Raw genomic sequence first — 25,720 nt, 5'->3', positions numbered from 1 at the left:
TCGACGTCAGGCCACCTGGACCTCCAGCCGCGCTCCGAACTCCCTCACCGCCGCCTCGTCCCGGTACGGTTCCAGCCGCGCCCGGAAGTCCTCCAGGTACTCCGCGCCCCGCCGCGAGCGCAGGGATCCCAGCAGGTCAGCGGCCTTCGCGGCGGTCTGGCAGGCCTGCTCCACCTCCCGCTGCTGCACCTGCGCCGCGGCCAGCAGCAGCAGGCCGATCGCCCGTCGGCGGGCCTTCGTCACAGGGAGCCCCCGCAACGCCTCCTCCGCCCGCCGGCCCGCCGCGTCGGCCTGGCCGAGGTCGCGGTGGCAGTGCGCGAGCTCGTCCGCCAGGTAGGCCTGGTCGAAGTGGCGGATCCACACCGGGTCGTCGCCCGACTCCGGCTCGGCCCGCTCCAGTGCCGTGACCGCGCGGCCCGACAGGACCGCCGCGGAGCGGGCGTCGCCGAGCAGCGCGTGCCCGCGCGCCTCCGCCGCGTAGAACATCGCCTCGACCCTCGGGGTGACCTGCCCGCGCGTGCCCTCCTGCGCGGCCCGCGCCAGCTGCGCGATCTCTCTCGGGTTGCCCAGTTCGGCCGCGAGGTGGCTCATCGACGCGGCCAGGACGTAGCCCCCGTAGGCGCGGTCGCCCGCCGCCTGGGCCAGGCGCAGCGCCTGGATGTAGTAGCGCTGGGCGAGGCCCGGCTGGCCCGTGTCCACCGCCATGTACCCGGCGAGTTCGGTGAGCCGCGCCACCGCCGCGAACAGGGCCCGCCCGACCGGTTCCCGGTACGAGCCGCCGATCAGCCCGGAGACCACGGAGTTGAGGTAGTGCACGACGACGGGCCGCACGTGCCCGCTGCCGAAGCGGTGGTCGAGGTCGGTCAGCGCCTCGGTGGTGGCCCGGACCGCCTCCACGTCGGACATCCCGACGCGCGCGCCGCCGTTGCGCGCCACCTGCGGGTCGGCCCCGGTGATCAGCCAGTCGCGGCTGGGCTCGACGAGCGCGGAGGCGGCCACGCTCGACCCGGAGAGGAAGTCGCGCCGGCCGACGTCGCTGCGCCACAGCTCGCAGACCTGCTCGATGGCGCCGACGACGGTCGGGGAGAACTGCAGGCCGACCCCGGAGGCGAGGTTCTTGCCGTTGGCCATGCCGATCTCGTCGATGGTGACGGTCCGGCCGAGTTTGCGCCCCAGCGCCTCGGCGATGATGCCGGGCGCCCGGCCGCGCGGCTGCTGGCCGCGCAGCCAGCGGGCGACGGAGGTCTTGTCGTAGCGGAGATCGAGGCCGTGCTCGGCCCCGCACATGTTGACGCGCCGGGCGAGCCCGGCATTGGAGCACCCGGCTTCCTGGATGAGCGCCTGCAGCCGTTCGTTGGGCTGGCGGGCGACGAGAGGCCTGGCTGCCATGAAAACCCCCTGAGACGCGGGTGATCGTTGGAATGATCACTTCCCGCCTGAAGTGCGGAGAATCTTCCTCTCTGCGACGTGTCGTTACCCATCGGCCGCGCCCCGGCCTCCTGCGCGCCCCCGCGCATGCACCCGTGCGCCCCGCGTGCAGGATCGATGCAGCGCCGACCGGCGCGTTCACCCCCGTAACCCCCTGTGACCCCGGGAGTTGTGCTGGGTGTGGAAGAGACCATCGGAGTCACGGAGACCGCACCCATCCCCCAGCAGCGCGGCGAGCTGCTGCTCGACCATGCCGTGCGGTACGTGGAAGAGCGGCACTGGGACGTGTTCGCCGGTACGTGGCTGGAGTTCGGCGACGGCCGGGAACTGTGCTCCTGCGGTGTCGCCGACTGCCCGGCGCCCGGGGCCCACCCGGCCGTGAAGGACTGGCGCTCCCTGGCCTCGGGCAGCGCCGTCGGCGTGCGGCGGATCTGGGGCAAGCACCCGGCCGCGTCGATCCTGTTGCCCACGGGCCGCACCTTCGACGTCCTGGACGTGCCCGACTCCGCCGGCTTCCTCGCGCTGGCCCGGCTGGAGCGGATGCAGCGCACGCTCGGCCCGGTCACCCTCACCCCCGACCACCGGATGCTGTTCTTCGTGCTGCCGGGCGCCGGGGCGAAGGTCCCGGACCTGGTGCGCAAGCTCGGCTGGCTGCCGCACGCCATCGACCTGACCACGCGCGGCGAGGGCGAGTACGTGGCCGCGCCGCCGACCCGCTACGGCGGCAGGGGCCCGGTGCAGTGGGCCCGCAAACCCACCCCGGCGAACCGGTGGCTGCCGGACACCGAGGAGCTGATCGACGCCCTCGCGTACGCCTGCGGCAGCGAGGCGGCCGCGGCCCGGGGCCGCCGCCCGGCCTAGCCTTCTGACATACGTGTCCGGAGGTTCATGACATTCGTAACTGCTGCGGCCTCTCCCCCTCCTCCTATGGTGAGGAAAGTACGACCACGGGGATGAGAACGAGAGGCAGGCGCATGCCGGACCAGGGTTATGCGGCAGCGGGCGGTAGCGGTGACGGCGGGACGGGTGGCGCGCGACCCGCGCCGGCCGTGGCGGCCGTACGGATAGAAGGGCTCTGGAAGCGCTTCGGCGACCAGGTCGCCGTCGGGGGGATCGACCTGGAGCTGCCGGCCGGCCGCTTCATCGGCCTCGTCGGCCCGAACGGCGCAGGCAAGACCACCACGCTGTCCATGGTGACCGGGCTGCTGCGCCCGGACATGGGCCGGGTCGCGGTCGCCGGCCACGACGTGTGGGCCGACCCGGTCGAGGTGAAGAAGCGCATCGGCGTGCTGCCCGAGGGCCTGCGCATGTTCGAGCGCCTCTCGGGCCGCGAGCTCCTCGGGTACATGGGCCGCATGCGCGGGCTGCCGGGCGAGGAGACCGACAAACGGGCCACGCAGCTGCTGGACGTCCTCGACCTCGCGGGCTCGCAGCACAAGCTGGTCGTCGACTACTCGACGGGCATGCGCAAGAAGATCGGCCTGGCGGCCGCGCTGCTGCACAACCCCGAAGTCCTCTTCCTGGACGAGCCGTTCGAGGGCGTCGACCCGGTGTCGGCGCAGACCATCCGCGGGGTGCTGGAACGTTACACCGCGTCCGGCGCCACCGTCGTCTTCTCCTCCCACGTGATGGAGCTCGTCGAGTCGCTCTGCGACTGGGTGGCCGTCATGGCGGGCGGCCAGATCCGCGCCGCCGGCCCGCTGGCCGCCGTACGGGGCTCCGCGCCCTCCCTGCAGAACGCCTTCCTCGAACTCGTCGGCGCCCGCGACCACGCCGCCGGCGACTCCCTCGACTGGCTCGGCGGCGCCCGATGAGCACCGCCGCACCCGGCACCGCGGCCGCACCCGCCGTGCCCCTCACCCCGCTCTTCGTCCGCCTCAAGCTCTCCCTGATGCGCAACGGCCTGAAGGGCTCCTCGAAGCGCAAGGCCGCCTGGATCTTCAGCCTGGTCTTCTCGCTGCTCTTCTCCGCCTGCGCCACCCTCGGCCTGGCGATGCTGCGCGGCCACACCCACGCGGGCACGGTCGTCGTCCTGATGGGCGCGATCCTCGCGCTGTCCTGGACCGTGATGCCGCTGTTCTTCCCCACCGGCGACGAGACCCTCGACCCGAGCCGGCTGGTCATGCTGCCGCTGCGCCCGCGTCCGCTCGTACGGGCCCTGCTGGCCTCCTCGCTGGTCGGCATGGGCCCGCTGTTCACGCTCTGCCTGGCCATCGGCTCGGTGGCCGCGGTGGCGCACGGCGCGGCGGGCGTCGTGGCGGCCGTACTGGGCGCCCCGCTGCTGCTCCTGGGCTGCGTGGCGCTCGCCCGGGCCGTGGCCACGGCGAACGTCCGGCTGCTGACCAGCCGCAAGGGCCGCGACCTCGCCGTCCTCAGCGGGCTGCTGATCGCGATCGGCGCCCAGGTGGCCAACTTCGCCAGCCAGCGCCTGTTCCAGCAGGGCGGGCTGTCGGCGCTGGAGCCGGTCGAGGCGGTCGTGCGCTGGGTGCCGCCGGCGACGGCGGTCGGCATGGTGGACTCCGCCGGCCGGGGCGCCTACGCCGAGGCCGCGGCGCAGCTGGCCCTCACCCTGGCCGCCCTCGCCGGCGTCCTGTGGTTCTGGGAGCGCAGCCTGACCAAGCTGATGGTCAGCCCCGACGGCTCGACCCTCGCGGCGGCCGCGCCGGAGAAGGACCGCGGCACCGGCGGCGCCTGGGGCTTCCTCCCCGAGGGCCGCACGGGCGCGGCGATGCAGCGCACCCTGCGCTACGTGGTGCGCGACCCGAAGACGAAGTCGGCCTGGGTGTCGGCGCTGGCGATCGGCCTGATCGTGCCCGTCTTCAACGCCCTCCAGGGCACGGGCTCCGTCTACCTCGCCTGCTTCGGCGCGGGCATGCTCGGCGTGCAGATGTACAACCAGTTCGGGCAGGACACCTCCGCCTTCTGGATGGTCGCCCAGACCATCTCCTCCCCGCGCGACGCGTACGTGGAACTGCGCGCCCGCGCCGGTGCGCTGGCCCTGGTCACCGTCCCGTACACCGTGCTCGTCACCGTCGTGACGGCCGCGCTCGTGGGCGACTGGGCGCAGTTTCCGGCCGCCCTGGGCCTGGGGCTGGGCCTGCTGGGCGCGATGCTGTGCACGGGTGCCCTGGCCTCGGCTCGCTTCCCGTACTCCATCCCGACGGACGGCGCCTTCAAGAACGTGGCCCCGGGGCAGGCGGGCCTGGCCTGGATGGGCATCTTCGGCGGCATGTTCGCCTCGGCGGTGATCTCCGCCCCGGTGATCGTCCTGGCGGTCTTCGTCAGCCTGTCGGACGACCCCGGCTCCCTGGCCTGGCTGACCCTGCCGGTCGGCGTCGTCTGGGGCGCGCTGGCCGCCTGGGCGGGGCTGCGCCTGGCGTCCCCGACGGTCTCCCGCAAGCTCCCGGAGATCCTCGCGGCGGTCAGCAAGGGCTGACCCCCGTCCCTCCTCCCGCAGGGGGTGGCAGGCCGGTGGCCCGCCGCCCCCTGCGGCGTTCCCGGGCGGCTGCGGTGTCAGTGGGGGGCGTTAGCTTCGGGGCATGTCGATCAACGCACGACTGCGCGACTCGGCGTTCCTGCCGGGTGGGAACGCACTGGTCAACGGATTCGCCTTCGAGAGCCGCAGGGGCGGCGCGCGGCGGGCGCTGCTGGGGAACGGGCACGAGCTGGAGGTCTTCGACCTCGACGGGCTGTTCGCCGGGGAGCGGGCGCCGGGGGCCGTCTTCCCGCTGCCGTGGCCGGGCTGGGAGTGGGGGGTCCCTTCCGTGAGCCCCGACGGGTCGTTCGCGGTGTTCTCCGGGCAGCGTGCCGTACGGGCCGTGGGCGCGGGCGGGGAGCTGCTCTGGGAGTACCGGCACGCGTGCTGGGGTCCGGAGCTGGGCCATCCGCACAGCGGGGACGAGCAGGAGGTGTGCCGGGGGTCGGAGCACGGTTCCTGCCGGGTCTCGGACGACGGCCGGCTGGTCTGGGCGCATGTCGTGACCGGGGACGGGGAGGACGACTGGCAGGAGCTCTGGGTCGTCCTGGACGCCCGGGACGGGCGGGAGCTGGCCCGGGTGCCGCTGGACAGCGCGGCGGAAGGCTCGCACCACCTCTCCCACCCGGACGGGATCCACATGGGGTTGTCCATCGGCATGGGCCAGGACGGCGTCCTGCTGCACTGGGCGCGCTGGGACGGCGAACGCCTGACCGAGTGGGACCTCAACGAGAACCTGGACCGGATCCTGATCGACGTCCATCCGGGGCACGCGGGCTACCTCACCGTCGAGCACTACGGATCGGACCTGGAACTGCACGCCCTGGACGGCGACGTCCTGGCCTCGGCGGAACCGGAGGACGGTGCCGCCGGGGCTCCGGCGAGCTGGGACTACGGCTGCGGGTTCGTCGACGCCGGCACCGTCATCGCCTCGGTCCCGGACGACGACGAGTTCCCCGACCTGGCCGGCCACTGGCTCCTCGACGCCCGGACCCTGCGCAAGCGGGGGCGCGTCTCCTATCCCGCCGGCTCCGCCACCGCGCGGCACCTGCTGCCGCTCGGCGACGGCACCTGGCTGACCTGGGACGACGGCACGCAGACCCTCAACCGGTGGTCCGAGTCGGCGGGTTGAACGCGGGTGGGCAGGGTGGGGACCTTCGGGCGGCGGCCCCCGGAGTCCTGACGGTGGGCGGCCGTGGCCGCTGCTGTCGAGCGGCCAGGGCCGGGACGCCGCCCGGGGGCGGCCGGTCAGGGGCAGCTGATGCGGGTGTCGCCGGGGTCGGTGGTGCAGGTGTCGGTGTTGTAGCCGCCGTTGGCGGTGTCGTTGCCGGAGACCCCGTCGACGGTGTCGAGGCGGTCGTTGCCGTAGTTGCCGGTCAGGACGTCGTTGCCGGGGCCGCCGATGAGGGTGTCGTCGCCGAAGCCGCCGTCGACGTTGTCGTTGCCGGGGCCGGCGTAGACCGTGTCGTTGCCGTAGCCGGCCCGGACGGTGTCGTTGCCGCTCAGGGCGCAGATGACGTCGTTGCCGAAGCCGCCGTTCAGGGTGTCGGCGCCGCTGGTGCCGATGATCGTGCAGCCGTGGGCGTTGTTGACGGCGCTGGCGGCCGTCGCCGTGTTGTTGGCGGTCGCCGGGTCGCTCTGGGCGGCGGAGACGGTGGCCTTGTCGGAGAGGGTGCCGGTGGCGCGGGGTTCGGCGACGAGCCTGACCGTGGTCTGCGCACCGGGGGCGAGGGTGCCGAGGGCGCAGGTGGCGCCGGTGGCGGTGAGGGTGCAGGTGCCCTGGCCTGGGGTGGCGCTGAGGAGGGAGCCGGGGCCGGTGAGGGTGTCGGCCAGGGTGACGCCGGTGGCCGCGGTGGTGGTGTTCGTGTTGGTCACCGTCACGGTGTACGCGGCCTGGTCGCCGATGCTGACGGAGGCGGGCCCGGTCTTGGTGACGGCGAGGTCCACGCCGGGCGGGGGCGGCGGGGTGGCCACCTGGTAGCGGACGAGGCCGCGGTCGTCGCCCGTGTTGCCCGAGACGACGATCTTCCCGTCGGACTGGAGGGCCACTGCGGTGGCGCTGTCGAAGTAGCCGTAGGAGACGTCGGTGTGGACCTTGCCGCCGGCGCCGAAGCCGCTGTCCAGTGAGCCGTTGGCGTTGTAGCGGGCCACGCCGAAGTCGGCCTGGCTGATGCCGGCGGCGACGATCTTCCCGTCGGGCTGGAGGGCCAGGTCGGCGCTTCCGTCCAGGGTGTTGGTACCGAAGTCGGTGGTGACCTTGCCGTCGGTGTCGAAGGTCGTGTCGAGGCTGCCGTCGACGGGGTTGTAGCGGGCCAGCGCGAAGTCGAAGCCGCTGTTGCCCGCCGCGACGATCTTCCCGTCGGGCTGGACCTCGACCCCGTTGGCCACGTCGGGGCCGGCGAAGCCGGTGGTGACCCTGCCGCCGGTGCCGAAGCCGGTGTCGAGGCCGCCGTCGGGGTTGTAGCGGGCGAGCGCGAAGTCGGAGTCGTTGGAGGGGTAGTTGTAGCCGGAGCGGCCCGCGATGACGATCTTCCGGTCGGCCTGGAGCGTCACGTCGTACGCGGTCGCGGAGCCCCCGGCGAAGCCGGTGGTGACCTTGCCGTCGCCGTCGAAGGTCGGGTCGAGGCTGCCGTCGACGGGGTCGTAGCGGGCCAGCGCGACGTCGGTGCCGCTCGTGCCCGCGGCCACGATGGCGCCGCCGGGCTGGATCACGACCCCGAAGGCCTCCTGCGGGCCGCCGGTGCCGAAGTCGGTGCGGGTGAAGCCGTCGCCGGCGAAGGTGGTGTCGAGACTGCCGTCCGGGTTGTAGCGGGCGACGGTGAACTCCCCGGCGGCGTCGGGGTCGGCGCTGTAGCCGGCCACGACGAGCTTCCCGTCCGGCTGCACCGCCACCGCGTCGGCCACGTCGTCGCCGCCGCGCAGGTCGGTCACGATCCTGCCGTCGTTGTCGCCGTCGCCGTTGAAGGTGGGGTCGAGGCTGCCGTCGGGGTTGTAGCGGGCGAGCGCGAAGTCCGAGGAGCCGCCCGCCGCGGGGACGGTGAGGCCGACCGTGACGATCTTGCCGTCCGCCTGGATCGCCATGCCGTGGCTCTCGTCGTACCCGCCGCCGCCGAAGTCGGTGACGACCCTGCCGTCTCCGTCGAAGGCCGGATCGAGGTCGCCCGGTGCGCCGAGCGCGGTCGCGGGCAGGGCCAGGACGAGCGCCAGGCCGGCGGCGACCGCGACGGCGCCCCGGCCGCCGCGGCGCGGGGGTCTCCTGCGGCCGGGAGCGGTCGCGGTGGTGGCCGTAGGCGAGGAGGCGGAGGCGGAGGTGGACGCGGAGGTGGACGCGGAGGTGGAGGTGGACGCGGACGTGGACGTGCGCCTGGACGGGGACGTGGACATGGAGACCCTTCGTCTGCTCGCCGCCGCCGCGCAGCGGTCCGGCGGCTCCCACGGGACAGGCCACAGACTGTTCGGGCCGCCCCGGCCAGGCACGTGCGGCGGGCCGCGCTGGGCTCACTGGAGGGCCGCGATCCACCCCATCGGGTGAGCGCCTGACCCGCGGAGGGCCGGCCGGGTCATCTGGAGGCCACGCCGGCGACCCCCTCCAGGAAGGGTTCCAGCGCCGCGCGCAGGGCGGCCGGCCGGTCGAAGTGGACGTAGTGGCCGGCGTCCGGGATCTCGGCGTACTGGCCGGCGGGGAGGACGCGGACCATCTCCTGCGCCTCCGCGCGGCCCAGTTCGCCGTCCAGCGCGCGGACGACGAGGGTGGGGCAGCGGACCTGGGCCAGCTCCTCCCAGTGCGCGTCGTGCACCCAGGTCTCGCGGGCCGTCAGCATCTGGCGGCGGGAGAAGAGGGGGCGCCAGCCGTCCGCGGCCTGGTGCATCACCTCGGCGAAGAAGGCGCCGCGGCCGGGGTCGGGGCGCTCCACCCGGGGATCGTCCTCGCCGAACCAGCGGCGGGCGGCGTCCTGGGTGGGGAAGGGCAGCGGCCAGCGGCGGAACCATTCCTCCCATTCCTGCTGCGAGGCCTCGCCGAGCGCGGAGGCCCGCATGTCGCAGATCACCAGGGCCTGGACGAGGTCGGGGCGGCGGGCGGCGAGTTGCCAGCCGGTGAGCGCTCCCATGGAGTGGCCGACGACGACGACCGGGCCGAGGCCGAGCTGCTCGATGGCCGCCTCGGCGTCGGCCACGAAGGCCTCGCGCCCGAGGGAGGGGGCGGGGGCGCCCGGGGCGGATGGAGGGGCGCCGAAGCCGGTCGGACCGCTCAGGCCCCTGAGTCCGGCCGGGCCCCCCGGCCCGCCCGGGCCGTTGATCGCGGGGTGCTCGCTCTGGCCGTGCCCGCGCTGGTCCAGGGCGACCACGCGGCGGTGCTCCCCCAGCCAGCCCGCGGTGCCGGCCCAGTGGAGGGCGCGGCCCATCAGGCCGTGCAGTAACAGGACCGCCGGCTGCCGGGGCTCGGCGGGCGGATCGCGGAACTCCCAGGCGGCCAATCGGACGCCGTCGGCTGCAGTGACATCGATGCGCTGAACCACCGAGGATGCACCCCCTTCGCTCCCGGCCAGACTATCGAACCCGCATTCGAAAACGGGCGTCTCGCCGACAACACCGCTCTTTCGAGTGACCTTGCTCAAGGATTGGCGGCCCCTGCCGATGGAGATCCTTTGAACAGGGAGGCGGGCCGCTCGGGGAAGACGGTCCGAAGGGGATGACCTTGAGAGCTCGGGGCTCCAGGTCAGCCAGGGGAGGACGGGTCCCGGCGCCGCGCGGCGCCGGGACCACTCGTCTTCACGGGGACTGTGTCAACCGGATCGGGATGCGCGCCGCGGCGCCGACGACGCCGCGGCCGCCGCGCGGGATCCGTCCGCGTCAGCGCTTGGCGACGAACACGTGCGAGGCGATGTCCGCGTCCAGCTCGGCGGCCTCGCCGCCGCTGCCGACCAGCACCCCGCCCGGGGACTCCGTCACGCTGACCACCGAGCCGGGCTGCACGCCCGCGCGCCGCAGCGTGTACATCAGCTGGGCGTCGGTCTGGATCGGCTCGCCGATCCGGCGGACGACCACGGTCTTGCCCTCGCTGCCCGGGTCCAGGTCCGACAGGCTGACCATGCCGTCCTCGATGAACGGGTCGGCCTCGGCCTTCTCACCCAGCTCCTCCAGGCCCGGGATGGGGTTCCCGTACGGGGACTCGGTCGGGTGGCGCAGCAGTTCCAGCACGCGCCGCTCCACCGCCTCGCTCATCACGTGCTCCCAGCGGCAGGCCTCGGCGTGCACCTGCTCCCACTCCAGGCCGATGACGTCGACGAGCAGGCACTCCGCGAGGCGGTGCTTGCGCATCACGCGGGTCGCGAGCTTGCGGCCCTCGTCGGTCAGCTCCAGGTGGCGGTCGCTGGCCACCGCCACCAGCCCGTCGCGCTCCATGCGCGCCACCGTCTGGCTCACCGTCGGGCCGCTCTGGTCCAGCCGCTCGGCGATCCGGGCGCGCATGGGGACCACGCCTTCCTCTTCCAGCTCGAGGATGGTGCGGAGATACATCTCCGTGGTATCGATCAGTCCGGACATTCGTGCCCCTCGGATTGCGTGCGCTGGCCCTGTCCCCAATTCTGACGCATCGGGCCGACAACCGTCCCGCGCCTGACGTCAAGGCATGTACGGGACATCCGCCCGGAGCGCCGGGACGGCGCCGGGACGCGCGGTGCGCGGGGCTCCGGTCCCTGGATTGACGCCCGTATTGACACGTCCTTGGTCCAGACCGCACGGTGAGCGGCGGACCATCGACGACGCATCCACCGCACCCCACCCTGGAAGGGCCTTCGGCGTATGAGCGAGAGCAAGCTGGCCGGGCAGTTCTTCGACGCGGCCATCGGCCTGCTGGAGCGGGTGCGCGACGAGGAGGGCGCGCGGATCGCCGAGGCCGGGACCGCCATCGCCGAGGCCGTCGCGGCGGGCAACCGGCTGTTCGCCTTCGGCGCCGGGCACTCCTCGCTGCCGGCCCAGGACGTGGTCTACCGGGCCGGCGGACTGGCCCTGATGAACTTCCTCGCGGTGCCGGGCACGGCCGGGGTCGACGTCATGCCGGCCACCCTGGGCAGCGCGCTGGAGCGGGTCGACGGGCTCGCCGGGGCGGTCCTGGACAGCAGCCCGGCGTCCGACGGCGACGTGCTGGTGGTCATCTCGCTCTCCGGCCGCAATGCACTGCCGGTCGAGATGGCGATGAACGCGCGGGCGCTCGGGCTGACCGTGATCGGCGTGACCTCGGTGGCGTACGCGACGGAGACGAAGTCGCGGCACGTGTCGGGAACCTTCCTCAAGGACCACTGCGACATCGTCCTGGACAGCAAGATCGCGGTCGGCGACGCGGAGCTGACACTGGACGGCATCGACGCCCCGTTCGCCCCGGCGTCGACGGTGGTGACGAGCGCGATCATGCAGGCGGTGATGGCGGCCGCCGCCGGGGAACTGGCCGCCCGCGGGGTGGAGCCGCCGCTGCTGCGGTCGGGGAACGTCGACGGCGGGCACGAGTGGAACGGGCGCGTGATGCGCGAGTACGGGGACCGGATCTTCTTCCGGCACTAGGCCGCACCTTCCGGCCGGACCGGGCCGGGGCGCCGCGGGTCGGGGCAGGCCGGGGCAGGCCAGGCCGGAGCGGGCCAGGCCGGAGCGGGCCAGGCCAGGGCAGGCCGGGGCGTCGCGGGGCGGGTGTGAGGCGATGGGTGCGGGCGGTCCGCGCGCGGGGCCGGGGGCGGCGCCTCAGCGGGCGGCCAGGTCCAGGTCGGCGGCCACCCGTGCGCCCACCTCCTCCGCGTACGCCGCGTCCGCCCGGTCGAACGCGGGGCGGGAGGGGCCGCGGACGAAGGTCAGGACGCCCAGGGTGCGCCCGCGGCTGCGCAGCACCGTGCACAGGGCGTGGGCGGCGCCCGCGGGCCACTGGCGGGCCCGCGCCCACCCCTCCGCGGCTTCGCTGCCCGGGGCCCCCGGCGCGCTGGCGCGGACCGGGCCGATCCGGTCCAGTGCCTGGAACGCCGGGTGCGCGGCCTCGTAGCGCACCGGGATCGCGCCCGGGCCCGGCAGGACGAGGGCCAGCCCCGACGGGGAGACCGCCGAGCGGACCAGCCGCCGCCCGTCCCCCGCCACCACGTCGACCAGGGCGTGCTCCGCGAACCCGGCCAGCGCGAAGTCCAGCCGCACGGCCGCCGCCTCCGCCGGGTCCGCGCACTCGGCGGCGGCCCGCCCCGCCCGGTACAGCTGGTTGGAACGGAACCGCACCTGCCCGGTGTCCAGCTCCGCCTGCCGGGCCTCGGTGACGTCCTGGAAGAGCCACCCCACCCCCAGCGGCACCGGCTCCTCCGCGAGCGGCGAGGCCAGCCGCAGGAACCCGCAGCGCCAGCAGCGCCGCCGCTCGCCCTCCGGGGTGCGCAGCGACACCCACAGCTCCACCGGCCCGGGCGGCGCCCCCTCGGCCAGTACGTGCTGGAGCGCCCCCTCCAGTTCCTCGACGCCCTGGGACAGCAGCTCGCCGAGCGGACGCCCGAGCAGCGTCGTGCGGCCGGAGCCGAAGGCGCGGGCGGCGTGCGCGTTGACCACCGCCGGGCGCAGGTCCACGTCGACCAGGACGACCCCCCAGGAGGCGTCGTCCATCAGGGCCTCGCTGAGCGCGATGGAGCGCTCCAGGTCGATCTGGGCGTGGACCTCGCTGAAGGCGCAGTAGACCCCGGCGGGCCTCCCGTCGGCGCCCGGCACCCCGGCGGACTGGGTCCGTACGAGGATCCGCCCGCCCTCCTTGGTCAGTAAGGGGAACTCGTGCACCTGCCGGCCGGGCGCCTCCTGCACCGACATCAGCCGTTCCTGCACGTCGTCCGCGTCGGCGGCGCGCACCGCCCAGCCCGCGAAGCCGCGCCGGCCCACCGCCTCGGCGGCGCTCCAGCCGAGGATCCGCTCGGCCTCGCGGTTCCAGTGCGTGATCACGCCGTCGGAGTCGAACGCGCACAGGGCGGCGTCCATCCCGTCGAGCAGCGCTGCGAGCAGATCGTCGGTGGTCTCACCACGTCCGGAAGCCCTCACCTGGCACCCCCTGCAGGTGTTCGCGTGTGCGGCACGTCAGATCATTGAACTGGAACGTGACCCAGACCACACCCGCTTCCTGGAATCCTCCCGGAATGTCCGGTGTCGGGAGGGCGGGAGGGGAAGCGCTCAGGTGCTCGTGACCATCAGGACCATCGCGATGACGAAGAGCGCGAAGAAGATCCCGCACCCCCAGAAGGCGGCCTTCAGCATCCGCCCCTCGCGCACCTCCTGTCGCTCCATGCGCGCGTGCGCCTGCGGGTTCGGCGCCCAGCCGGGGCCCCGGAGCTCCTCCCAGGCGGCCCGCATCACGGCCACCTCGCGCGCGACGTCGACGTGGTTGTCGTCCACGTACATGAGCTGGACCCGGCGCCCCTCGCCGTCGTAGGCGCAGGAGATCAGGCCGGGCTGGTTCTGCCCCATGCCCGCGCTCGGGTTGCGGACGGCCCGGATCTCCTGGATGTCCTCCCAGGCCAGCCGCCTGCTCCCGGTGAACCGGCGGACCCGGATCCCCTTGAGGTCGGCGGAGGTCGCGCACCGCCTGGAGGCCCACACCAGCCAGCCGAAGAGGGCGAGGACGGCCGCCATCACCGCCGCCTTCACCCCGCCGGGGACGTCGTCCAGGTTCAGCACGGACAGCGCGATGCCCGGCAGTCCGACGCCCACCGCGACGTAGACGGCGGTCATCTGCTGGGACCGGATCCGGTAGTCGCGCGGCAGCATCTCGACGCCCATGGCCCCTCCCCCGGTGGCGGACGGCCAGTGTAGGGAGTAACCCGCCCGCCGAACAGGGGAGTTGCCGCCGCCTGCGCGCAGCCCGATAAACAAGTTGAGGCCCACCGGGAGGAGGCCTAGGCTCTGCCGTACACGAGAAGGGAGGTGGTTCCCGAAATGTACGGAAACCGGACGCGTGAGGTGGCTGCGGGCTAAGGGCCCGACGTCAGCAACGCACCCAGTGCGGTGCCCGGCGGAGGCTAGCCGCCCGGTGCCAATCCCAAGCAGTCACCCGACCCGCGGGCTCGCCGGTACGTCCGGCCGGCTCCTCTCACTGCAGGAGAGGAACCCGAGCCCGCGGGTCGCCTGCTGTTCCGCGACCCCTCAGGGGCAGAGGCGCTCGATCCTCCACTTGCCCCCGTCGAGGACGTACCGCAGCCGGTCGTGCAGCCGGTTCTCGTGCCCCTGCCAGAACTCCAGCGCGTCGGGCACCACCCGCACCCCGCCCCACTCCGGCGGTACCGGCACCTGCTCGCCCTCCGGGTAGCGCTCCGCCAGCTCCGCGTAGCGGCGGTCCAGCTCGGCCCGCGAGGCGATCACCCGGGACTGCTCGCTCGCCCAGGCGCCCAGCTGGGAGCCGTGCGGCCGGGACCGGAAGTAGGCGGCCGTCTCGTCGCGGCCGACCCGGACCGCCCGGCCCGTCACGATCACCTGGCGGGCGATCGGATGCCAGGGGAAGAGCAGCGAGACGTACGGGTTCTCGTCGATCTCCCGCACCTTGCGGGAGCCGTAGTTGGTGAAGAAGACGAAGCCCCGCGTGTCGAACTGCTTCAGCAGCACGGTGCGGGAGCTGGGCCGGCCGTCGGCGGTGGCGGTCGAGACGACCATCGCGTTCGCCTCGAAGAGGTCCGAGTCGGCGGCCTGCTGGAACCACCGGGCGAACTGCGCCATCGGATCCTCGTCGAGACCCGCCTCCTCGACGATCTCGGAGCGGTACTGCGTGCGCATGGCGGCGGGGTCAATGTCCTGATCGGTCACACGGCCATCCTGCCGCAGCAACCCGACGGCGGGTGTGCCGTATGTCACGCTTCCGAAGGTCCGGTGGAACGGACAAAATCTTGGGGCCGGTCCGAGGGTCCCCGCACGGATGACCATCGGCCGTGCCGGGCATCAACGGTGATGACCGCGCCGGACCGCGAATCACGCCGGGAGCCGCGCGTGTTCGCACTATCTGAGGGAGCCGCCTGATGTCCGACTTCGTACCCGGACTCGAAGGGGTCGTCGCGTTCGAGACGGAGATCGCCGAGCCCGACAAGGAAGGCGGAGCGCTCCGCTACCGGGGGGTGGACATCGAAGACCTCGTCGGCCACGTCTCCTTCGGGAACGTCTGGGGCCTGCTGGTCGACGGTGCGTTCAACCCCGGCCTGCCGGCCGCCGAGCCCTTCCCGATCCCGGTCCACTCCGGTGACATCCGCGTCGACGTGCAGTCCGCGCTCGCCATGCTCGCGCCCGTGTGGGGCCTGAAACCGCTCCTCGACATCGACGAGCGGACCGCCCGCGACGACCTCGCGCGCGCCGCCGTCATGGCGCTCTCGTACGTCGCCCAGTCCGCCCGCGGCCAGGGCCTGCCCATGGTGCCGCAGCGGGAGATCGACAAGGCCGAGTCCGTGGTCGAGCGGTTCATGATCCGCTGGCGCGGCGAGCCCGACCCCAAGCACGTCAAGGCCGTCGACGCCTACTGGACCTCGGCCGCCGAGCACGGCATGAACGCCTCCACCTTCACCGCCCGCGTCATCGCCTCCACCGGCGCCGACGTCGCCGCGGCCCTGTCGGGCGCCGTCGGCGCCATGTCCGGTCCGCTGCACGGCGGCGCGCCCTCGCGGGTCCTCGGCATGATCGAGGAGATCGAGCGCACCGGCGACGCCGTGGCGTACGTGAAGAAGGCCCTGGACAAGGGCGAGCGGCTCATGGGCTTCGGGCACCGCGTCTACCGCGCCGAGGACCCGCGCGCCCGCGTCCTGCGGCGCACCGCCAAGGAGCTGGACGCCCCCCGCTACGAGGTGGCCGCCGCGCTGGAGAAGGCCGCACTGGAGGAGCTGCACGCGCGCCGCCCCGACCGGGTGCTCGCGACGAACGTGGAGTTCTGGGCCGCGATCATGCTGGACTTCGCGGAGGTCCCGGCACACATGTTCACCTCCATGTTCAGCTGCGCCCGGACCGCCGGCTGGTCCGCGCACATCCTGGAGCAGAAGCGCACGGGCCGCCTGGTCCGCCCCTCGGCCCGCTACATCGGCCCGGGCCGGCGCGACCCGCGCGACATCGAGGGGTACTCCACCATCACGGACATCGCCTCCACGGCCTGACCGCTCCGCCGCCCGGGCGCCGCACCCCCTCGCGGGGCGCGGCGCCCCCGCGCGTCTCAGCCCAGGGCGGCGTCGAGGATCCGGGACCACTGGGCGACGACCCGGTCCCGGCGGGCCGTGTCGTCGGTCAGGACGTTCGCCAGGCCCAGGCCCCGGGCCATGTCGAGGAGGCCCTGCACGGTCTCCCGCACCCCCGCCACCGACTCGTCCGCGCCGAGCAGCTCGACGGCGATGCGGTGCGTCTCCCGGCCGACCCGGGCCTCCAGCTCCGTCACCTGGGGGCGCAGCTGCTCCTCGTTGGAGGCGGCGACCCACAGCTGGAGCGCGGCCCGGAACAGGGCTCCGGTGTAGAGGTCGACCAGGGCCTCGACGACCGCCGGCCGGGGGGCCGGAGCGGACTGGAAGAGCTCCCGCAGCGCGGTGGAGCGCTCCTCGGCGACGTACTCGACGGCGGCCGTGAAGAGCGACTCCCGGGTCGGGAAGTGGTGCTGGGCCGCACCGCGCGAGACCCCGGCGCGTTCGGCGACGACGGCGACGGTGGAACCGGCCCAGCCGTGCTCGGCGAGGCAGGAGACGGCCGCCTCCAGCAGGTGGCGGCGGGTGACCCGGCTGCGGGCCTGCTTGGGGACGGCGCCCGCGCCGGGGCGGGGGCGCGTGCCGGTGGCACCGGTCAGCGGACCCATGACGGGTCCCGGCGCTCGAAGCGGGCGGTGATGCCCTCGCGGGCCTCGGCGGAGGCGAAGAGCCGCGCGGAGAGTTCCGTCAGGCGGTCGCCGTCACGGTCCAGGGCCTCCCGTACGCCGGCGGCCACCATCGCCTTGGTCTCCGCCAGGGCCTGCGGGGAGGCCTTGCGCAGTCCGTCGAGCACGGGCGCCAGGGCGGTGTCCGGGTCCCCGTCCGTGTGGAGGGTGAGCAGCCCTATGCGGGCGGCCTCGGCCGCGTCGAAGGGTTCGGCCGTCAGGAAGTAGCGGGAGGCCGCGCGGGGGTCGAGGCGGGGCAGCAGGGTCATCGAGATCACGGCGGGAGCCAGGCCCAGGTGGGTCTCGGTGAAGGCGTACGAGGACTCCGGACCGGCGGCGGCGATGTCGCAGGCGCCGAGCAGGCCGAGGCCGCCGGCGCGGACGTGCCCGGTGACGCGGGCGACGACCGGCTTGGGGAGCGTGGTGAGCTCGCGCAGCAGGGCGAGGAAGTCGGCCGGGTCGCAGGGGGACTTCAGGTCGGCGCCGGCGCAGAAGGTGTTACCGGTGTGGGTGAGGAGCACCGCGCGGGTGCCGGTGTCCGCCCCGGCCGCGGCGAGCGCGGCCCGCAGCTCTCCGACGAGCTGCGCGGAGAGCGCGTTGCGGTTGGCCGGGGAGTCGAGGGTGAGGGTGGTGATGCCGGCCGCCTGGGCGGCGTGCACGAGTGGGGCCATGTCTCCTCCGGAGGGTCTGCTGACGGGGCGCCATCCTCCCGGCCGGCCCCCACCGGGGAGGGTACGCGGCACGACCCGGGGGGCTCGGCCCCGCCCGGGGCCCGCCCCTGCGGGGCGGGCCCGTCGGCGCTCCGACGTTCACCCGGTCGGGTCCACCGCCGCCGCACCGGCCGGGCGGGGTACGGGGCGGCGGGGGGCGAGGGCGGTCAGTAGGACTTCGGCAGGCGCAGGGTCTGGTGGGAGACGAAGTTGAGGATCATCTCCCGGCTGACCGGGGCGATCCGGGCGACACGGGCCGCCGTGATCAGGGAGGCCAGCCCGTACTCACGGGTGAGACCGTTCCCGCCCAGGGTGTGGACGGCCTGGTCCACCGCCTTCACGCACGCCTCCCCCGCCGCGTACTTCGCCATGTTCGCCGCCTCACCGGCCCCCGCGTCGTCGCCCGCGTCGTACAGCCGCGCGGCCTTCTGCATCATCAGCCGTGCCAGCTCCAGGTCGATGTGGGCCGCCGCGAGGGGGTGGGCGACGGCCTGGTGGGCGCCGATCGGCTCCTTCCAGACCTGCCGGGTGCGGGCGTAGTCGACCGCCTTGGCGAGCGCGTACCGCCCCATCCCGATGGCGAAGGCCGCCGTCATGATCCGCTCGGGGTTCAGGCCCGCGAACAGCTGGAGCAGGCCCGCGTCCTCGTCCCCGACCAGCGCCCCGGCGGGGAGCCGGACCTCGTCCAGGACCAGCTCGAACTGTTTCTCGGCCGCCTGGAGTTCCATGTCGATCACCGTGCGGGAGAAGCCGGGGGCGTCACGGGGGACGATGAACAGGCAGGGCTTGAGCCGGCCCGTGCGGGCGTCCTCCGTGCGGCCGACGATCAGCGTGGCGTCGGCGATGTCCACACCGGAGATGAAGACCTTGCGGCCCGTGAGGACCCACTCGCCGCCGTCGCGCCGGGCGGTGGTGGTGATGCGGTGGGAGTTGGATCCGGCGTCGGGCTCGGTGATCCCGAAGGCCATCGTGCGGCTGCCGTCCGCGAGGCCGGGGAGCCAGGCCCTCTTCTGGGCCTCGGTGCCGAAGCGGGCGATGACCGTGCCGCAGATGGCCGGGGAGACCACCATCATCAGGAGCGGGCAGCCCGCCGCGCCCAGTTCCTCCAGGACGATGGAGAGTTCGGCGATCCCGCCGCCCCCGCCCCCGTACTCCTCGGGGAGGTTGACCCCGAGGTAGCCGAGCTTGGCGGCGTCGGCCCACAGTTCGTCGGGGTGGCCGCCCTCGCGGGCGAGCCGGGCGAGGTAGTCGTGGCCGTAGCGCTGCCCGAGGGCGGCGACGGCGGCGCGCAGGGCCTGGTGCTCTTCGGTTTCGGTGGCGGGGCTCATGACGGCGTTTCCTCCTGGACTACGGCGAGCAGGGCGCCGAACTCGACCTGTTGGCCGGTGGCGGCGTGGAGCGCGGTGAGCGTGCCGGAGGCGGGGGCGAGGATGCGGTGCTCCATCTTCATGGCCTCCAGCCAGAGCAGGGGCTGCCCGGCGGTGACGGCGGAGCCGGGGGCGAGGCCCTCGGTGACGCGGACGACGGTGCCGGGCATGGGGGCGAGCAGGGATCCCGGTTCGGTGCGGTCCCGGGGATCGGGGAACCGGGGGACGGGGGTCAGGACGTGGGAACCGTGGGTGGGGCTCCCCCCGCCGAAGGCAGGGGGAGAGTCCACGAAGACGGTGTTCGATTTTTGTTTCACGTGGAACGGGCGGCGTACGCCGTCGACTTCGAGGGTGACGAGGCCGGGCGCGACGGCCAGGACGCGGACGCCCGGGTGGTCCACCGGGTGGTACTGGACCTCGTGCTCGGTGCCGTCGACGGTGTAGCGGCGCGTCTGCGGCTGGGAGCGGAGGTTGCGCCAGCCGCCGAGGCGGGACGCGAGCGGCGCGCCGGGGGCCGGGGCGGCTTCGGCGAGGGCGGCGGCGAGGCAGGCGAGGGCGGGGTCCGGGGCGCCGTCGGTGAGGGCGTCGAGGTGGCGGTCGTAGAAGCCGGTGTCGAGCCGGGCGGCGGTGAACTCCGGGTGGCGCAGGGAGCGTACGAGGAGCTCGCGGTTGGTGGCCGGGCCGTGGATACGGGCCCGGGCGAGGGCGTCGGCGAGGACGCGGACGGCTTCGGCGCGCGTCGGCGCGTGGGCGACGACCTTGGCGAGCATCGCGTCGTAGTGGACGGAGACGCTGTCCCCCGCGGTGAACCCAGTGTCGACGCGGACGTGCTCCGGGACGTCGAGGGTGTGCAGCACGCCGGTCTGCGGGCGCCAGTCCTGGGCGGGGTCCTCCGCGTAGAGGCGGGCCTCGACGGCATGGCCCGACGGCTCCGGCGGGGCGGGCGGGAGGGCCGCGCCCTCGGCGATGCGCAGCTGGAGCGCCACGAGGTCGAGGCCGAAGACGGCCTCGGTGACGGGGTGTTCCACCTGGAGGCGGGTGTTCATCTCCAGGAAGTACGGGCGGCCGTCGTCCCCGACGAGGAACTCGACCGTGCCGGCGCCCCGGTAGGAGACGGCCCGGGCGGCGGCCACGGCGGCCTCGTGGAGGCGGGTGCGGAGGTCCTCGGGCAGGGCGGGGGCCGGGGCCTCCTCGATGACCTTCTGGTGGCGGCGCTGGAGGGAGCAGTCGCGGGTGCCCAGCGCCCAGACGGTGCCGTGGGCGTCGGCGAGGACCTGCACCTCGACGTGGCGGCCGCGTTCCACGTACGGCTCGGCGAAGACCTCGCCGTCGCCGAACGCGGACAGGGCCTCGGCCGCGGCCGCGTCCAGGGACTCCTTGAGGGAGTCGAGGTCGCGCACGACGCGCATCCCGCGGCCGCCGCCGCCCGCCGCGGCCTTCAGCAGCAGGGGCAGGTCCGCGGGGGTGGCGGTGGCGGGGTCGACGGGCTCCAGCAGCGGCACCCCGGCGGCCCGCATGAGGTCCTTGGCCCGGGTCTTGGAGGCCATGGCCTCGATCGCCGCGGGCGGCGGGCCGATCCAGGCCAGGCCGGCGGCCTCGACCCGGCGGGCGAAGTCGGCGTTCTCGGAGAGGAAGCCGTACCCGGGGTGGACGGCGTCCGCCCCCGCCGCGCGGGCCGCCCCGATCAGCAGGTCGGCGCGCAGGTAGGTGTCCGCGGGGGCGGCCCCCGGGAGCCGGACGGCCGTGTCGGCGGAGCGGACGTGCAGGGCGTCGGCGTCGGGGTCGGAGTGGACGGCGACCGTGGCCAGGCCCAGGGCGCGGGCCGTCCGGAAGATCCGTACGGCGGTCTCGCCCCGGTTGGCGACGAGCAGGGAGGTGATCGGGTTCGTCATGGCGGGCTCACATCCGGAAGACGCCGAAGCCGCCACGGGCGCCCTCGACGGGGGCGTTGTGGACGGCCGACAGGCACAGGCCGAGGACGGTACGGGTGTCGCGCGGGTCGATGACGCCGTCGTCGTACAGCCGCCCGGACAGGAACAGGGGGAGGGACTCGGACTCGATCTGCGCCTCGACGAAGGCGCGCATCCCGGCGTCGGCCTCCTCGTCGTACGGCTGCCCCTTGGCGGCGGCGGACTGCCGCGCCACGATCGAGAGCACGCCGGCCAGCTGCTGCGGCCCCATGACGGCGGACTTGGCGCTGGGCCAGGCGAAGAGGAACCGGGGCTCGTAGGCGCGGCCGCACATGCCGTAGTGGCCGGCGCCGTAGCTGGCGCCGATGAGGACCGACAGGTGCGGGACCCGCGAGTTGGACACCGCGTTGATCATCATCGAGCCGTGTTTGACGATGCCGCCCTGCTCGTACTCCTTGCCGACCATGTAGCCGGTGGTGTTGTGGAGGAAGAGGAGCGGGATGTCCCGCTGGTTGGCGAGCTGGATGAACTGCGCGGCCTTCTGCGACTCGGCGCTGAACAGCACGCCCTGGGCGTTGGCGAGGATGCCGACCGGGTAGCCGTGGACGGAGGCCCAGCCGGTGACGAGGCTGGAGCCGTAGAGGGGCTTGAACTCGTCGAAGTCGGACGCGTCGACGATGCGGGCGATGACCTCGCGGGGGTCGAAGGGGGTCTTGAGGTCCGGCGGGACGATCCCGAGGAGCTCCTCCGCGTCGTACAGCGGCTCCTCGGCGCGGGGCGGTTCGGGGTACCGCTTGCGGTGGTTGAGCCGGGCCACGATGCGGCGGGCCTGGCGGATGGCGTCGTACTCGTCGACGGCGTAGTGGTCGGCGAGGCCGGAGACGCGGGCGTGCATGTCGGCGCCGCCGAGGGACTCGTCGTCGCTCTCCTCGCCGGTGGCCATCTTGACGAGGGGCGGACCGCCCAGGAAGACCTTGGAACGGTCCTTGATCATGACGGTGTGGTCGGACATCCCGGGGATGTACGCGCCGCCCGCGGTGGAGTTGCCGAAGACGACGGCGACGGTGGGGATGCCGGCGGCGGAGAGGCGGGTGAGGTCGCGGAAGACCGCCCCGCCCGGGATGAAGATCTCCTTCTGGGAGGGCAGGTCTGCGCCGCCGGACTCGACGAGGCTGATGCAGGGGAGCCGGTTGCGGAGGGCGATCTCGTTGGCCCGCAGGGCCTTCTTCAGGGTCCAGGGGTTGCTGGCACCGCCGCGGACGGTGGGGTCGTTGGCGGTGATCAGGCACTCGACGCCCTCGACGGTGCCGATGCCGGTGACCATCGAGGCGCCGACGGGGTGGTCGCTGCCCCAGGCGGCGAGCGGGGACAGTTCGAGGAACGGGGTGTCGGGGTCGAGCAGCAGCTCGACCCGCTCGCGCGGCAGCAGCTTGCCGCGGCTCCGGTGCCGGGCGGTGTACTTCTCACCGCCACCGGCGAGGGCCTTGGCGTGCTCGGCCTGCAGGGCGTCCAGCCGTTCGAGGGCGGCGGCACGGGCCTGCGCGTGCTCGGGGGCGAGGGGGTCGACGGCGGTACCGAGACGGCTCATGGGCGGTTCCCCTCCGGGGCGTGTGAGGTACGGTCGCCCGCCCCGACGGGGGCGGAAGGGCCCTCGGGGGCGGAAGTCCCCTCGGAGGCCGGGAGACCCCCGGAGGCCGGCAGCCCCTCAGGGGCGGAAGTCCCCTCGAAGGCCGGGAGACCCCCGGCGGCGGAAGGGCCCTCCGGGGCCGGGGGCAGGAGGTGGGTCGGGATGTCCATGTGCCGGGAGCGAAGCCATTCGCCGAGGGCCTTGGCCTGGGGGTCGAACCGGTGCCCCGAGGCGACCCCGTCGCCGAGGATCCCGGCGACGGTGAAGTTCAGCGCCCGGAGGCCGGGCAGCTCGTGGCGGGTCACCCCGAGGGGGGCGGTCTCGGGGAGCAGGGTCCGGAGGGCCTCGACGGTGAGCGTGTCGCGGAGCCACTCCCAGGCCGCGTCCGTCTCGGCCCAGACCCCGATGTTGGCGTCACCCCCCTTGTCCCCGGACCGCGCCCCGGCCAGCACCCCGAGGGGGGCGCGGGTAGTGCTGGGAGGCCCTGCCGGGCCGTCCCCCACCCCGCGGGGCGGCTCCGCCGCGCGCAGGGGCTTGGAGGCGGAGCCCCCGGGCGGGGTCACGGGCGAGGTCCCGGGCGAAGCCTCGGGCGAGGTCACGGGCGGGGTCCCGGGCGGGGTCCCGGGCGAAGCCCCAGGCGAGGTCCCTGGCGAAGCCCCGGGCGAAGCCCCAGGCGAGGTCCCTGGCGAAGCCCCAGGCGAAGCCCCAGGCGAGGTCACGGGCGAAGCCCCAGGCGAAGCCCCGGGCGAGGTCACGGGCGAAGCCCCGGGCGAGGTCCCTGGCGGGGTCCCGGGCGAAGCCCCGGGCGGGGTTCCGGGTTCTGGGGGGCCGCCCAGTAGGGGAAGGGGCGGGGTGGGGGAATCCGGGCTCCCGGTTCCATCCCGCGGCAGCACCGGCACTGCGGCGCCCGGACCTCCGGTGACGGCCCCGCCGCCGACCTCCACCCGGGTGCCGTCCGGGAGGACCGCCACGTGCGCGACGGAGTCCGCCGGGACCAGGGCTGACGTGAACACCCCGTACGGCTGGGCCGGCCCCGGCGGGGCCGTGACGTGGAAGCCCGGGTAGCTCGCCAGGGCCAGTTCGACCGCCGCACCGGTCAGGCCCCGGCCCACCCGGTCCGGCGACGGGTCGCGGACCACCAGGCGCAGCAGGGCGCTCGCCGCCTCCTGCGTGTCGGCGTCCGCGTGGTCGGTGCGGGCCAGGGTCCAGCTCACCCCCGCCACCCCCGCCAGCGCCTCCGCCAGCTGCTCGCGGACCAGCGCCGCCTTCGCCTCGACGTCCAGGCCCGTCAGGACGAACACGACCTCGTTGCGCCAGCCCCCGACCCGGGTGACCCCGACCTTCAGGGTGTCCGGCGGCGGCTCCCCCACGGTGCCGCCGATCCGGACCCGGTCCTCGCCGTCCGGGGTCAGGCGGACCGTGTCCAGACGGGCCGTCACGTCGGGGCCCAGGTAGCGCGCGCCCTGGGTCTCGTACAGGAGTTGCGCGGTGACCGTGCCCGGGGAGACGAGCCCGCCGGTGCCGGGGTGCTTGGTGACGACCGCCGAGCCGTCCTCGGAGACCTCCGCCAGCGGGAAGCCGGGCCGGCGCACGTCGTGGGCGGTGAAGAAGGCGTAGTTGCCGCCGGTGGCCTGCGTTCCGCACTCCAGGACGTGGCCCGCGACCACCGCCCCGGCCAGCCGGTCGTACTCCTCGGGCCCCCAGTCGAACCACCAGGCGGCCGGCCCGCTCACCAGCGCCGCGTCGGTGACCCGGCCGGTGACGACGACGTCCGCGCCCGCCCGCAGGCAGGCCGTGATCCCGGCGCCGCCGAGGTAGGCGTTGGCGGTCAGCGCCCCCTCCCACGCCCCCGCCGCCCCCGCCGCCGCGTTCCCGTACGCCATCAGGTCGTCGCCCTCGACGTGCGCGACGCGGACGGGCACCCCGACCTTGCCCGCCAGCGCGCGCACCGCGTCCGCCAGCCCGGCCGGGTTCAGCCCGCCGGCGTTGGCGACGATCCGCACGCCCCGTTCGTGCGCCAGTCCGAGGCCCTCCTCCAGCTGCCGCAGGAAGGTCTTGGCGTAGCCGAGGTCCGGGTCCTTCAGCCGGTCGCGGCCGAGGATCAGCATGGTCAGCTCGGCGAGGTAGTCGCCGGTGAGGACGTCGAGCGGGCCGCCGGTCAGCATCTCGCGGACCGCGCCCAGCCGGTCTCCGTAGAAGCCCGAGGCGTTGCCGATGCGCAGCGGGCGGCGGGCCGTCACCGGTGCCCCTGCGGCTCGCGGCCCGGGCCGGCCGGGCCGGCGAAGGCCTGGGCAATGTCCAGCCAGCGGTCGGCGTCGGGGCCCTCGGCGGTGAGGCCGAGGTCGGCGCGGTGGGCGCGCTGGGTGACCAGCAGGCAGAAGTCCAGCGCGGCCCCGGTGACCCGCTGGCCGGCGTCCTCGGGACCGTACGCCCACATCCGCGCCCCGTCCGGGGCGGTCAGCTCCACCCGGAACTCCCCGTCCGGCACCGCCAGTCCGCGCACCGCGTACGCGTAGTCGCGCGCCCGCACCCCGATCCGCGCGACGTGCCGCAGCCGGTCCGTCGGGGCCCGGCGCACGCCGAGCGCGTCGGCGACGTCCTGGCCGTGGGCCCAGGTCTCCATCAGCCGCGCACTGGCCATCGAGGCGGCCTTCATCGGGGGCCCGTACCAGGGGAACCGGGCGTCGGGCGAGGCCTCGGCGAGGGCCCGGTCCAGGGCCTCCCGCCCGGCCCGCCACCGCGCCAGCAGCTCGGCGGGGGCCAGCCGGGCGCCCTCCTCGGCGCCCTCGTCGACGAAGGAGTCCGGCGCCGCGAGGGCCGCCTCCACCTCCCGCGCGAACCCCTCGGCGTCGGTGAGGGCGAGGAGCGCGGCCCGGTCGGTCCAGTGCAGGTGGGCGATCTGGTGGGCGATGCCCCACCCCTCGGCGGGTGTCGGCCGCGCCCACTCGGGCCCGGCCAACCCCCCGACGAGGGAGTCGAGTTCACGGCCCTCCTCGCGGAGATCGGCGAAGACGGCGACGACGGACGGCTCGGGCACGGCGTGCTCCCCTCTCGGCGTGAGGGGAAGCCTGGCAGCAGGCCAAGAAACAATCAAGCATGCTTGCATGATTTTCATCCGAACCGACGGGTTCCCGCCACCGGCCAACCCACCCGCCCCCAGGGCGACTTGAGCCCACCCGCCCCGCCGCCGGGGCCCACGGGGCCGCCCGCGGCCCCCACCCCCACGGGCGATTCAGGCCGTACGCCGCAAGCCCCCCGGGCGCGCCCCGCGCACCACCCCGATACTGAGTGCTCCGCTCACACCGCCGGAGCAGAAGCAGCGCACCCGCCCCCGCATCCGCAC

General features: G+C 74.5%; 20 protein-coding genes. 6 read left to right on the top strand and 14 right to left on the bottom strand.

Annotation, left to right across the window (positions count from 1 at the left end; translation table 11 throughout):
- Positions 1-6 precede the first annotated feature (6 nt).
- Positions 7-1,389 (bottom strand): transcriptional regulator, encoded by a 1,383-nt coding sequence (locus tag AB0469_RS13995; protein WP_366451582.1) that lies wholly within the window; start codon positions 1,387-1,389, stop codon positions 7-9.
- Between the two features lie 219 nt (positions 1,390-1,608).
- Here AB0469_RS13995 and AB0469_RS13990 point away from each other — a divergent pair, with 219 nt between their 5' ends.
- The 4 genes from AB0469_RS13990 (at position 1,609) to AB0469_RS13975 (ending at position 6,035) form a co-directional block, all read left to right on the top strand.
- A complete protein-coding gene (locus tag AB0469_RS13990) occupies positions 1,609-2,289 on the top strand; it encodes a bifunctional DNA primase/polymerase (RefSeq protein WP_366451581.1) in 681 nt (226 codons plus the stop codon).
- A 113-nt stretch (positions 2,290-2,402) separates the two neighbouring features.
- Positions 2,403-3,242 (top strand): ABC transporter ATP-binding protein, encoded by an 840-nt coding sequence (locus AB0469_RS13985; protein ID WP_366451580.1) that lies wholly within the window; start codon positions 2,403-2,405, stop codon positions 3,240-3,242.
- Positions 3,239-4,864 carry a transporter gene (locus AB0469_RS13980; protein WP_366451579.1) on the top strand — a complete coding sequence of 542 codons (1,626 nt, stop codon included), beginning with the start codon at positions 3,239-3,241 and terminating at the stop codon, positions 4,862-4,864. The genes AB0469_RS13985 and AB0469_RS13980 overlap by 4 nt, the downstream gene beginning before the upstream one ends.
- A gap of 103 nt (positions 4,865-4,967) precedes the next feature.
- Positions 4,968-6,035: a hypothetical protein gene (locus AB0469_RS13975; protein ID WP_366451578.1), complete on the top strand. Its 1,068-nt coding sequence runs from the start codon at positions 4,968-4,970 to the stop codon at positions 6,033-6,035.
- A 116-nt stretch (positions 6,036-6,151) separates the two neighbouring features.
- On the opposite strand, the gene AB0469_RS13970 is transcribed toward AB0469_RS13975, so the two are convergent.
- The 3 genes from AB0469_RS13970 to AB0469_RS13960 form a co-directional block, all read right to left on the bottom strand.
- Positions 6,152-8,287, bottom strand: coding sequence for a calcium-binding protein (locus AB0469_RS13970; protein ID WP_366451576.1), 2,136 nt, complete (start codon positions 8,285-8,287; stop codon positions 6,152-6,154).
- A gap of 176 nt (positions 8,288-8,463) precedes the next feature.
- Positions 8,464-9,420 (bottom strand): alpha/beta hydrolase, encoded by a 957-nt coding sequence (locus tag AB0469_RS13965; protein ID WP_366451575.1) that lies wholly within the window; start codon positions 9,418-9,420, stop codon positions 8,464-8,466.
- A 334-nt stretch (positions 9,421-9,754) separates the two neighbouring features.
- Positions 9,755-10,447: a metal-dependent transcriptional regulator gene (locus tag AB0469_RS13960; RefSeq protein ID WP_042820656.1), complete on the bottom strand. Its 693-nt coding sequence runs from the start codon at positions 10,445-10,447 to the stop codon at positions 9,755-9,757.
- Between the two features lie 258 nt (positions 10,448-10,705).
- Between AB0469_RS13960 and AB0469_RS13955 the strand changes: the two genes are divergently transcribed.
- Positions 10,706-11,461 (top strand): SIS domain-containing protein, encoded by a 756-nt coding sequence (locus AB0469_RS13955; RefSeq protein ID WP_366451574.1) that lies wholly within the window; start codon positions 10,706-10,708, stop codon positions 11,459-11,461.
- A 174-nt stretch (positions 11,462-11,635) separates the two neighbouring features.
- On the opposite strand, the gene AB0469_RS13950 is transcribed toward AB0469_RS13955, so the two are convergent.
- The 3 genes from AB0469_RS13950 to pdxH all read right to left on the bottom strand — a co-directional run bounded on the left by AB0469_RS13950 (position 11,636) and on the right by pdxH (position 14,668).
- The gene (locus AB0469_RS13950; RefSeq protein WP_366451573.1) at positions 11,636-12,946 is read right to left on the bottom strand and encodes a PAS domain-containing protein; all 1,311 of its coding nucleotides are present in this window, start codon (positions 12,944-12,946) and stop codon (positions 11,636-11,638) included.
- Positions 12,947-13,075: 129 nt separating this feature from the next.
- The gene (locus tag AB0469_RS13945) at positions 13,076-13,681 is read right to left on the bottom strand and encodes a PH domain-containing protein (RefSeq protein ID WP_366451572.1); all 606 of its coding nucleotides are present in this window, start codon (positions 13,679-13,681) and stop codon (positions 13,076-13,078) included.
- A 363-nt stretch (positions 13,682-14,044) separates the two neighbouring features.
- Complete coding sequence (gene pdxH, locus AB0469_RS13940; RefSeq protein ID WP_366451665.1) at positions 14,045-14,668, bottom strand: pyridoxamine 5'-phosphate oxidase; 624 nt, start codon at positions 14,666-14,668, stop codon at positions 14,045-14,047.
- A 239-nt stretch (positions 14,669-14,907) separates the two neighbouring features.
- On the opposite strand from pdxH, the gene AB0469_RS13935 reads away from it, so the two are divergent.
- On the top strand, positions 14,908-16,023 hold the full coding sequence (locus tag AB0469_RS13935; protein ID WP_042819553.1) for a citrate synthase 2: 1,116 nt from the start codon (positions 14,908-14,910) through the stop codon (positions 16,021-16,023).
- A 56-nt stretch (positions 16,024-16,079) separates the two neighbouring features.
- Here AB0469_RS13935 and AB0469_RS13930 read toward each other — a convergent pair whose 3' ends face one another.
- The 7 genes from AB0469_RS13930 to AB0469_RS13900 form a co-directional block, all read right to left on the bottom strand.
- Positions 16,080-16,706, bottom strand: coding sequence for a TetR/AcrR family transcriptional regulator (locus tag AB0469_RS13930; protein ID WP_366451571.1), 627 nt, complete (start codon positions 16,704-16,706; stop codon positions 16,080-16,082).
- A complete protein-coding gene (locus AB0469_RS13925; protein ID WP_366451570.1) occupies positions 16,694-17,434 on the bottom strand; it encodes an enoyl-CoA hydratase family protein in 741 nt (246 codons plus the stop codon). The genes AB0469_RS13930 and AB0469_RS13925 overlap by 13 nt, the downstream gene beginning before the upstream one ends.
- Positions 17,435-17,640: 206 nt before the next feature.
- Entirely contained in the window at positions 17,641-18,801 is a 1,161-nt protein-coding gene (locus AB0469_RS13920; protein ID WP_366451569.1) for an acyl-CoA dehydrogenase, read from the bottom strand.
- Positions 18,798-20,732, bottom strand: a complete 1,935-nt coding sequence (locus AB0469_RS13915) for a biotin carboxylase N-terminal domain-containing protein (RefSeq protein WP_366451568.1) — start codon at positions 20,730-20,732, stop codon at positions 18,798-18,800. The genes AB0469_RS13920 and AB0469_RS13915 overlap by 4 nt, the downstream gene beginning before the upstream one ends.
- 7 nt (positions 20,733-20,739) lie before the next feature.
- Complete coding sequence (locus AB0469_RS13910) at positions 20,740-22,338, bottom strand: carboxyl transferase domain-containing protein (protein WP_366451567.1); 1,599 nt, start codon at positions 22,336-22,338, stop codon at positions 20,740-20,742.
- The gene (locus AB0469_RS13905; RefSeq protein ID WP_366451566.1) at positions 22,335-24,617 is read right to left on the bottom strand and encodes an acyclic terpene utilization AtuA family protein; all 2,283 of its coding nucleotides are present in this window, start codon (positions 24,615-24,617) and stop codon (positions 22,335-22,337) included. The genes AB0469_RS13910 and AB0469_RS13905 overlap by 4 nt, the downstream gene beginning before the upstream one ends.
- Positions 24,614-25,414, bottom strand: a complete 801-nt coding sequence (locus AB0469_RS13900; protein ID WP_366451565.1) for a TIGR03084 family metal-binding protein — start codon at positions 25,412-25,414, stop codon at positions 24,614-24,616. Before AB0469_RS13900 ends, AB0469_RS13905 begins: the two co-directional genes overlap by 4 nt.
- Positions 25,415-25,720 lie beyond the last annotated feature (306 nt).

Origin of the sequence: Streptomyces sp. NPDC093801, assembly GCF_040701585.1 — a bacterium.
Taxonomy (GTDB): Bacteria; Actinomycetota; Actinomycetes; order Streptomycetales; family Streptomycetaceae; genus Streptomyces.
This window is presented reverse-complemented; position numbering and strand designations above follow the sequence as displayed.